This window comes from Nonomuraea sp. 3-1Str (genome assembly GCF_031570565.1).
In the GTDB taxonomy this organism is placed as follows: Bacteria; Actinomycetota; Actinomycetes; order Streptosporangiales; family Streptosporangiaceae; genus Nonomuraea.
In genome coordinates this window covers 1-8601 of the sequence record NZ_JALHBK010000058.1, presented here as the reverse complement: position 1 = coordinate 8601, position 8601 = coordinate 1, and the positions used below count along the sequence as shown (strand labels likewise).

The following is an 8601-nucleotide window of genomic DNA, read 5'->3' as shown; positions in this document are numbered from 1 at the left end:
GTTGAGGGTCGTCGGGGGCAGAGTGTTTACGCTGGAGAGGGGAAGGGTGTCGGGCGGAAGGGTGACAGGAGGCCGCCGTGACCGTCCTCGCGATCTTTCTTCTCGTCATTGGGACGATCCTCGTCCTCCTGGGGACGATCCTGATCGGCATCGGTGCGACCCTGGTCCTGCTGGGGATTGTGTTGATCGCCCTCGGGGCCTTCTTGCTGATCCGGAGAGAATGAGACGCCGCAGCCGGTAGCTCGGTCGAGATCCACGCCTGATCAGGCCGAGTCGCGTAGGCGATCAGCTCTCCGGAACTCGAGCTCATCAAGCCGTACATGGCCTGGGATCAAGGCTCCTGGGCGTGGCGGACGCGGCTCAACGGCTCGGACGGCGAGCGCGCCGCCCGGGTCCTCACCGCGCTGTTTGAGGCCGCGCGGGTCTACGGCACCACGGTCACGGTGGACCTGATGCCGGCCGAGCGAGCGGAGGACCAGGCGATCGAAGCGTCACCTGTCCGCAGCGCGTTCGCCGAGCTCACTGGGGGTCCGTGAGCGGCGGTAGGCCTGGAAAGAGCCGGGCCGCGGCGGCGGGCAGGTCGAGGTAGCCGTTCAGGCAGCGCTCGGGCTGGCCGTGGGCCTGCCGGCTGGTGCAGGGGCGCGTGGTGGCCAGCAGCGCGTCGCCTACGGCCTGCGGGTGCGGAGCCTGGCCGAGGTGGCGTTGCAGGCTGACCAGCAGCGCGGCGATGCCGGTGACCAGGGCGACGGCCACGCAGGTGCCCTTCTGCGCTTTGATCCCGCCGTCGGGGTGGGCGCCGTAGACGGCCTCGCCGAGGGTGGTCAGCCCGTGCCCGTGGTAGGCGGGGCCGTGGTTGCTGAAAAAGAACATGTGGCCGTCGGCGCGGTGCGCGCCCACAGCGAGGACGCCGGGCAGGATGGCCGGGGCGATACTGCTCGCGCCGTTGTCGTTGCCGGCCGGGGCGGTGACCAGAACGCCCGCCTCGATGGCGTGGGCGATGGCGCGTTTCAGCATCGGGTCGGCGTCGTCGGAGGCGGTGTGGAAGGCGGGAGTGACCTGGATGATGGCGGCGCCGGCTTCGGTGAGCTCCTCGACGGCGCGGGCGGCTGAGATCGGATGCGACGGGTCGTCCTGGCCGGCGGGCGGGCAGACGAACAGGACGCGGCACTGAGGGGCCAGGCCGGGCAGGATGCTGCCGGGCCGGCCGGCCAGCACGCTCGCGGTCCAGGTGCCGTGCTCGACCAGCCACGGCTCGTATGAGGTGGGTGGCTCCCACCAGGTGGGCAGGACGTGCAGCCCGGCTCTGTCCAGGCACGGGTGGGAGGTGTCCGGCGGGCCGTCGACGACGCCGATCACCACGTGCGGATCGCCCCGGGTGTGCCGGTGCAGGCTGGTGATGCCGGGCACGGCCTGGCAGGGGTGGCGGGCGGGCGCTGGTGGCGGGGTGGAGCCGCCCGCCCGGTCCTGCTCGCACCGGCGGTGCTCTGCCGATGAGGAAGGCGGGGCCGGCGGCGTGGCGGGTCCTGGCTGGGGCATCGGGCGGACTGCTCCTTGCGCGGGCGGTGGGACGGTGAGACGGCGGGGTGGGCCGGGGTTAGGGCAGGGCTGACAGCTTGGCCTGCTCGTAGGAGGGCAGGCGGAAGGCGGCCGGGTCGCCGGTGTTGGCGGCGAACAGCAGCCAGGCTTGCACCCGCTGCTGGTGGGCGGGGGTGGACGGTTGCAGGTCGATGGTGGTGTAGGGGTCGATGAGCTGCTCACGGTGCACCGGCGGCGCTTGCGGCGGGAACGACGAGGACACGGCTGGACCTTTCCAGGATGGTGGCCTGCTGGGAGGAGGCGGGGTCAGGCTTCGGGCCAGGAGCGGACCGGGCCGAGGGTGACCGGCAGCACGTCCTTGACGTCGATGGTGAAGCGGTAGACGCGCTTGGCCCGGCGGCTGTTGTCGGGGTCGAAGAAGCGCAGCTTGACGTCCCAGCAGTCGGAATCGGGCCGGCCGTAGGGGCTCTTCTCCGTTTCGATGTTCTGCAGCGCCATGCCCTTGCCGAGCGCTTCGGCGAGGGTCTCGCGCACCTGGACGGCGTTGGTGGCGGCGTAGTTGAGCGCCCGGTCGCGGCTGGTGGCGCCGAAGTTGCGCAGGTCGTAGTAGATGCGCTGGAGGAAGTCGGCGACCGCGTCGTTCAGCGGGGCTGCGCTGGCGGCTTGGCCGCGCTGGTTGTGCTCGGGCACCCCGCAGTCCACCACCGCCTGGGCCAGTGAGGCGACCGACCAGCCGTACAGGCCGCGGGTCAGGTTGACCTCGATCACCGGCACGTGCTGGCCGTTGAACAGTTTCACAGTGCGGCCGGGCAGGCTGCCGGGGATCGACACCCGGTCGACGAACTCGACCTCGTTCTCGGCCCGTAGCTGCCGGTCCAGGAACTCGGTCAGCCGCTCATACACGCCGGGGCCGTAGCCGCCGACCGGCTCGATGGCGTAGATCGGGGTCAGGTCGAGGTTGAGCGTCCAGATCAGCGGCGTGGCCTCGGAGGGGTTGTCGCGCACGTAGGCGACCATCTGGCGGGGGTCGTACGGGTTGGCGGGCACGTGCTGACCAGCCAGGTCCACGCCCGGCATGAGCTGCTTGAAGGTGTCCCGGCGGGCCTCGTTGCCGAAGTCGTAGCCGAGCGAGCCGAGCGCGTACACCAGCCGCCGCGCGGCGGGCTGGGCCTGCTCGGCGGAGGTCACCACGCCGGCACCAGTCCGTGAGCCGGCCGCCACCGGCGCGGGCGCCACCGGCAGCGTCATGGCGGTGCCCGCGGCCTCATCGGCGCCGCCGGCGGCGCTGCAGCCGCAGCCGGCCTCGGCGCCGGCCTGGGGAGAGGTCTCACACGAGGGTGTCAGGACGGCCTCGACGCTCTGCCCCAGCAGGGCCAGGGCATCCGGCGCGCCGGCCGAGGAGGGCACCGTGGGGGTCGCGGAAGAGGTCGTCACAGCAATCACCGCTTTCTTGATGTCGAGTGTTCCGTTCAGGTACCGCACGCACGCCCCGTCCCGGGCGCCGTCGGACGTGCCAGGTCCGGCATCCGAGGAGATGTCCTGCCCGGAGCCGGGGCCACAGGGATCGGCGGTGGCACGCAGCACCTCGCCGATCGCCAGCGGGTCGGGTTTGCCGCCGCGCTGCAGCCGCAGGCAGGCCAGCAGCGCCGCCACCCCGGACACGACCGGGGCGGCCAGGCTGGTGCCGCTCATCCGGGCGTTGCCGTCCCCGGGCACGGCAACCCGGATGTTGTGGCCGGGCGCGAGCAGGCCCTGCCGACGGCTGCCGGGCCCGAAGTTGCTGCTCGGCAGCGGCTTGCCACGGAAGTCGCAGGCGCCGACCGCCAGTACCCCGCTCAGGGAGGCGGGCACGTGATCGCACAGGCAGCCGTCGTTGCCCGCGGCGGCCACGACCAGCACGCCCTGCTCGGCGCACCGGCGCACCGCCCGGGCCAGCACGTCCTCGGCTTCGGCCGGATCGGCGAGCTGGCCGCCGCTGATATTGATCACGTGCGCGCCGGCGTCGGCGGCCAACTCGATCGCCCGCGCCAAGTCCAGCTGGGCGGTGCGCCGCCCTTCGGCGAACACCGGCACGCTGACCGCCCGGCAGAGCGGCGCGACCCCCGGGACGGGGCCGTCATGCGCGCCGACCAGCACGCTCGCCACCGCAGTGCCATGCGCCGCCTTGCGCCCCGCAGCCTCACCGCCCGGCCACAGGTCGAGAATCTGCGTGAGCTTCACCCCGGCGAAGGCCGGATGGCTCTCATCGACCAGGCCGTCGATGACGGCCACCGTAATCCGGTCATCGCCCCTGGTCATCTTCCACAGCCCGGCCAGCCCGGCAATCTCCGACAGCTCGCCCATGCCGCTCCCGTCGTCTTGGTGGATCGCACGTCGATCGGCCGTCTCAGCCAGGGTGAGCGCCCGCCTCCACCGTGTTGAACGGGCCGGGCGGGCGCTCACCGATTCACCCGGTGCTGCTACTCGTCGCCCTCACCGGCGAACGGGAAAGACAAGCTGTACACGGACTGCTCGACCCCGGCGAACGGGTGTCCGAAGCTGAACACGGACTGCTCGACCCCGGCCTGCTCGGCCGAGGGGACGCCGGTGACGGTGCGGTGCACGGGAGCGGATTGGATGGGCAGATGCATGGTCATTCCTTCCTGCTGAACGGCTATGCATACTGAACGTAAAGTCTCGTCACTCTCTGTGATATGGCGTGGGAGTGAGGCCTTCCTGGCCTGCCACAGGGAATTCGCATTACCTGTTACAAACATCACGGAAGGGCCGCGTCCGCCCAGCCCACCCCTCGCCTCAGCCGGGCCCACTCGGTAGCGTTACCTGTCACATGAGGCGGAAAGGAGGAAGCCCCGTGCCCGTCATCGCCTTCCCCGGCTCGCCCCCCGACCCGGCCGGCCCCGGCGCGGACAGCAGCGTCACGGCCGCCATCGACCGCTTCCTCGCCTGTCTGCCCGCCAAGACCACCCGCGACAGCTACGCCAAGACCCTCACCCACCTGGCCGGCCTGGCCGGAAACAGGCCCGTCGCCGACCTGTCGTGCGAGGACTACGCCGCGGTCATGGACCGCTGGAACACCGCGGCGGCGGCCACCTGGAACCGGCACCTGTCCGCCTTGGTCTCCTTCACCACCTGGGCCCAGCGCCAGGACCTCCTGGCCACCAACCCGGCCCGCCGACTGACCCGCCGCCCGGCCGTTCGCCGCGGCGACCGTGCCATACCGGCCGCCCGCCTGGAGACGCTGTTCACCGACGAGCGCCACCCGCTACGGGAACGGCTGCTGTGGCGGCTGCTGTACGAAACCGCGGCCCGCGCCGACGAGATCCTCTCCCTCGACGTCGCCGACCTCGACCTGGAGCGGCGCCGCGCCCGCGTCACCTCCAAGGGCGGCGCCATCGAATACGTGCACTGGGCCACCGCCACCGCCCGCCTGCTGCCCCGCCTCCTGCAAGGCCGCCAGGCCGGACCAGTGTTCCTGGCCGACCGCCGCGCCCCCGCCACCGGGCGACGCGCCCCCGCCACCGCCGACATCTGCCCCGTCACCGGCCGCGGCCGGCTGTCCTACCCCCGCGCCGAGTACCTGTTCAAGACCGCCACCGCCGATCTGGACCCGCACCGCGAGGGCTGGACCTTGCACCAGTTGCGCCACAGCGCGCTGCAGCACCTGGCCGAGGCCGGCCGCACCGCCCCCGAACTGCAGGCCAAGAGCCGCCACCAGCACCTGGCCAGCCTCGGCCGCTACATCCGCCTGGGCGAGGAGACCTCCGCCCGCATCACCGCCGAGCACGACCCCGCCGCCCGTCGTCGCGCTCGTTAAGTCTCATGCCCTGTGAGCAGGGCTAACGCCCCTTGCCTGTACTTCATGGCAGCGCCGTTAACAACGGGCCAGCTCTCGACGTTGCCCTGGGTCGGGTTCGTGCCCGACGATGTGGCGTCGGCTCCGCCGGTGGCGGTGACCCGGCTGGCCGAAGCGCTGGGTCTGGCCCCGGGGGCGTTGCGGAGCTACGGGCGGCGGGCCCATACCCGCTCCGACCACCTGGGCCAGGTCGCCAAGTACCTGGGCTGGAAGAACGCCGCCGCCGGCAGCCAGGAGATGAAAGAACTGGAACAGTTCCTCACCGACCGGGCCATGGAGCACGATTCGCCGACGTTGTTGTTCAACCTGGCGCGCGAGTATCTGATGTCGGCGAAGGTGATCCGGCCCGGGGCGATCACGTTGGCGAAGATGGTCGGCGCGGCCCGGGAGGCCGCCGGTGAGTTGACCTCGCACAAGGTGGCGCACCTGCTCACCATGCAGGTTCGTTCGGATCTGGATCTGCTGTTGAAGGTCGATGCCGGGCTGGGGCTCCGGCTACGGCGGGGCCGACGCCGAGCCGGCTGCCGGCGTCGGTGGTCGGTCGGAGCGGGGCCGGCCGCTCCGGACCAGGCGGTGTCGATTCAGAACCGGGGGCTTTCAGGCTCCGTGCGGTGAGTTCGATGAGCGTTGTTTTTCTTGCAGGGGAGCCTCCCAGGTGGCGGTGATGTCGCGGGCGACATCACGTAGGAGGTCGATGAGCATGTCTGCGAGTGGTGTGAGGCTGGCGTCGGTTTTGGTCACGGCGTAGAGCTGGCGGTAGGGCCTGGGGTGGGCCAGTTCGCGATGGGTGGTGCCAGGCGCATGGGTCAGGGCCAGGCGCGAGACCAGGGCCACTGCGATGCCTGTGCCGACGAGGGCCTGGGCGACGTCGTAGGACTCGGTCTCGAACCGCGCGGTGGGAGTGAAGCCGGCCTCGCGGGCAGCGTCGTTGAACTGTTCGCGGGCGGCATGGCCGGCCAGGATAGAAACCCACGATTCGTCGCGCAGTTGTTCCAGGTGAAGTTCGGTGTCCGCGGGCTGCCCGGTGGCCAGCGGATGGTCATCGGGGAGGACCACGACCATCGGGTCCAGCAGGAGCGGGTGGGCCCGTACGTGTGGGGGCAGCGCGAGCGGCGTGCCCCAGGACGCGACGATGGCCACGTCCAGGCGCCCCGCGCTGATCTCGTCCGCTCCGCGTCCGGAGACCACGTCTATGACGGAGACGTCGGCGTCCGGATGGCGGTGTCGCAGAGTCGTCAGGGTCGGTGGCAGCAGGTGCAGGGCAGCCGCCTGGAACGTCCCGATCCGCAGACGGAGCGAGAGGTGGCCGAGCAGTGCGGCCAGTTCCGCCTCGGCCCTGTCCGATGCCTCCTCCACAGTTCGACCGTGGGAGGCGAGCAGCGCACCGGCCGCGGTGAGCGTTGCTCCGCGAGGACCACGGATGACCAGGGGCACCTGCCAGTCGCGCTCGGCCTTGGCCACCTGCTGGGTGACCGCCGCGGGCGTGAGTCGGAGTGCGTGAGCCGCCGCCGTCAGGGAGCCGTGCCGCTCGATCAACGCGAGAAGCCGCAGCTGTCCCGGATCCACCACCATTCACTAATCCTAACGCTGCACCGTTCTCTTTTAACTTCTCTTAGGGGCGCGAGACAGGAAGACTGGTGGTACACCCATCGCCGCAATCCCCGGAAGGGGTTCTTTTCCCATGCCCACGCATGTGCCCGTTTTCATCGCCACCACCTTGCTGCTGGCGATGCTGCCAGGCGCGAGTCAAGCCCTGATGATCCGGCAGGTTCTGGAAGGCGGCCAACGTACGCTCCGAGGCACGCTCGCCGGCAATGCCAGCGGCTTCCTGCTGTGGTCCACGGCCGCCGCGGCCGGGCTGTCCGCCGTCCTGCTGGCCAGCCCCACCGCGTACGCGGTGCTCCGGATCGCAGGCGGCATCGTGCTGATGATCCTCGGGGTGAAGACGCTACGGACCGCGCTCACCACCGTCTCCACCCGCCCGCCCCGCGAGGGCGGGCGCAGCACGGGCTTCGCAGGCGGATATCTCACCGGCCTGATCACCAACCTCGGCAACCCCAAGGCGGGCGTGTTCGCCGTCGCGGTGCTGCCCCAGTTCGTGACCGCGAAAGGCCCGGTGTTCCTGTCAACCGTCGCCCTGGGAGCCCTGTGGGCGCTCGTCAGCGCCTCCTGGTACATGTTGCTCACCTGGGCCGTCAGCCGAGGGCGCGCCCTGGTATCGCAGCCGACCGTCCTGCGGGGACTCAGCGTGACCACCGGCGTCGTTCTGCTGGGGCTGGGCGCCGCGGTGGTAGCAGGTGTCTGAGGGCCGGGCCGGTACTTCTTCCAGCGCCCGACCGCCCGAGGCATCTGCCGCCTTGACTGGCAGCCATGAGGTTGCCCTGTATGACCGGTGGCGACGAAGCACACCGAAACGATCGCCCTGGCTTCGCCGTCCGCTCAGGCCCGTGCCGGCCCGGCGACACCTGTCTTGTCCGCACGAACCTTGCGACGACCCCTCGCTCTCACCTGCGACTCGCAAGGTAGACCCGGACGTCGTTGCCTACATCCGTCGGCGCTTACCCTGCACTTTCGGCCGCTGCTGGCGCGCCCACCTGACCTCAGATCCAGCCGATCGCTTTCATCACCGCCTCGGCCACCTCCGGCACGGAACCATCCGAGGCTTCAACGACAACGTCTTCGAGCTGAGCATTTTCCATGATCTGGTCCAGCTCGCCCGACCTCTTGAGATGCCACTGGAGGGCAGCCTCCTCACCTTGGTGACGCCGAGCCAGTCGCTGACGGACAACAGGGAGTTCTACACGGAGTCGACACACCGTCAGCTCGATACCGACCGCCTCCGCATACCGCTGGCGATCCTCTCGAGTCTCAGCGACGCCGGCCATGACGAGTCGGACAGCCCCAGCGCCTAGATAGTTTCCAGCGACGCTGCGCAGATTCCGTAGGGCCATTTCGAAGTTGAAACGATCATCCGGTGCGGGAGGCCAAGATCGACGAAGTGCATCCAAGTCGATGACGGCATGGGCAACCCCGGCGTCGGCGAGCAGGTCGCCCACCATGTCCGCAACCGAGGTCTTGCCAGCTCCCACCGTGCCGATGATCAAAAGAGCGCGGGACGATTCACCAGGAGACACGCAGATCATCCTGGCAAGAGTTCCATCGTGATGCCCAATCGGCCAACAGGACGGTCATATCTGCCATCTCCTCTGTCA

The 8601-nt window shown here is 70.3% G+C and carries 11 protein-coding genes; 5 read left to right on the top strand and 6 right to left on the bottom strand.

Annotation, left to right across the window (positions count from 1 at the left end):
• Positions 1–77: 77 nt before the first annotated feature.
• Together MTP10_RS41655 and MTP10_RS41650 are read left to right on the top strand one after the other, a co-directional pair.
• Entirely contained in the window at positions 78–224 is a 147-nt protein-coding gene (locus tag MTP10_RS41655) for a hypothetical protein (RefSeq protein WP_310717431.1), read from the top strand.
• 96 nt (positions 225–320) lie between these two features.
• Positions 321–536: a hypothetical protein gene (locus MTP10_RS41650; protein WP_310717430.1), complete on the top strand. Its 216-nt coding sequence runs from the start codon at positions 321–323 to the stop codon at positions 534–536.
• On the opposite strand, the gene MTP10_RS41645 is transcribed toward MTP10_RS41650, so the two are convergent.
• From MTP10_RS41645 to MTP10_RS41630, 4 genes are all read right to left on the bottom strand, one after another.
• Positions 520–1536: a S8 family serine peptidase gene (locus MTP10_RS41645; RefSeq protein WP_310717429.1), complete on the bottom strand. Its 1017-nt coding sequence runs from the start codon at positions 1534–1536 to the stop codon at positions 520–522. The two genes, MTP10_RS41650 and MTP10_RS41645, sit on opposite strands and share 17 nt — an antisense overlap.
• Before the next feature lie 58 nt (positions 1537–1594).
• Positions 1595–1798 carry a hypothetical protein gene (locus tag MTP10_RS41640; protein ID WP_310717428.1) on the bottom strand — a complete coding sequence of 68 codons (204 nt, stop codon included), beginning with the start codon at positions 1796–1798 and terminating at the stop codon, positions 1595–1597.
• 44 nt (positions 1799–1842) lie between these two features.
• Complete coding sequence (locus MTP10_RS41635) at positions 1843–3879, bottom strand: PatA/PatG family cyanobactin maturation protease (protein WP_310717427.1); 2037 nt, start codon at positions 3877–3879, stop codon at positions 1843–1845.
• Positions 3880–3995: 116 nt separating this feature from the next.
• Entirely contained in the window at positions 3996–4166 is a 171-nt protein-coding gene (locus tag MTP10_RS41630; protein WP_310717426.1) for a hypothetical protein, read from the bottom strand.
• 221 nt (positions 4167–4387) lie between these two features.
• Between MTP10_RS41630 and MTP10_RS41625 the strand changes: the two genes are divergently transcribed.
• Both MTP10_RS41625 and MTP10_RS41620 read left to right on the top strand, forming a co-directional pair.
• Positions 4388–5350, top strand: a complete 963-nt coding sequence (locus MTP10_RS41625; protein ID WP_310717425.1) for a site-specific integrase — start codon at positions 4388–4390, stop codon at positions 5348–5350.
• A gap of 45 nt (positions 5351–5395) precedes the next feature.
• Entirely contained in the window at positions 5396–6004 is a 609-nt protein-coding gene (locus MTP10_RS41620; protein ID WP_310717424.1) for a DUF4158 domain-containing protein, read from the top strand.
• Here the strand turns inward: MTP10_RS41620 and MTP10_RS41615 are convergent.
• Positions 5987–6961 carry a LysR family transcriptional regulator gene (locus tag MTP10_RS41615; protein WP_310717423.1) on the bottom strand — a complete coding sequence of 325 codons (975 nt, stop codon included), beginning with the start codon at positions 6959–6961 and terminating at the stop codon, positions 5987–5989. The two genes, MTP10_RS41620 and MTP10_RS41615, sit on opposite strands and share 18 nt — an antisense overlap.
• A 109-nt stretch (positions 6962–7070) precedes the next feature.
• Between MTP10_RS41615 and MTP10_RS41610 the strand changes: the two genes are divergently transcribed.
• On the top strand, positions 7071–7694 hold the full coding sequence (locus tag MTP10_RS41610) for a LysE family translocator (RefSeq protein ID WP_310717422.1): 624 nt from the start codon (positions 7071–7073) through the stop codon (positions 7692–7694).
• 295 nt (positions 7695–7989) lie between these two features.
• On the opposite strand, the gene MTP10_RS41605 is transcribed toward MTP10_RS41610, so the two are convergent.
• Positions 7990–8523, bottom strand: coding sequence for an adenylyl-sulfate kinase (locus tag MTP10_RS41605; RefSeq protein ID WP_310717421.1), 534 nt, complete (start codon positions 8521–8523; stop codon positions 7990–7992).
• Between the last annotated feature and the right edge of the window lie 78 nt (positions 8524–8601).

What these genes read in the sequence shown, in the direction of transcription:
- MTP10_RS41650 (WP_310717430.1), top strand. Translation starts at nt 321, where the DNA reads ATGGCCTGGGATCAAGGCTCCTGGGCGTGGCGGACGCGGCTCAACGGC.
- MTP10_RS41645 (WP_310717429.1), bottom strand. Translation starts at nt 1,536, where the DNA reads ATGCCCCAGCCAGGACCCGCCACGCCGCCGGCCCCGCCTTCCTCATCG.
- MTP10_RS41635 (WP_310717427.1), bottom strand. Translation starts at nt 3,879, where the DNA reads ATGGGCGAGCTGTCGGAGATTGCCGGGCTGGCCGGGCTGTGGAAGATG.
- MTP10_RS41630 (WP_310717426.1), bottom strand. Translation starts at nt 4,166, where the DNA reads ATGCATCTGCCCATCCAATCCGCTCCCGTGCACCGCACCGTCACCGGC.
- MTP10_RS41620 (WP_310717424.1), top strand. Translation starts at nt 5,396, where the DNA reads ATGGCAGCGCCGTTAACAACGGGCCAGCTCTCGACGTTGCCCTGGGTC.
- MTP10_RS41615 (WP_310717423.1), bottom strand. Translation starts at nt 6,961, where the DNA reads ATGGTGGTGGATCCGGGACAGCTGCGGCTTCTCGCGTTGATCGAGCGG.
- MTP10_RS41610 (WP_310717422.1), top strand. Translation starts at nt 7,071, where the DNA reads ATGCCCACGCATGTGCCCGTTTTCATCGCCACCACCTTGCTGCTGGCG.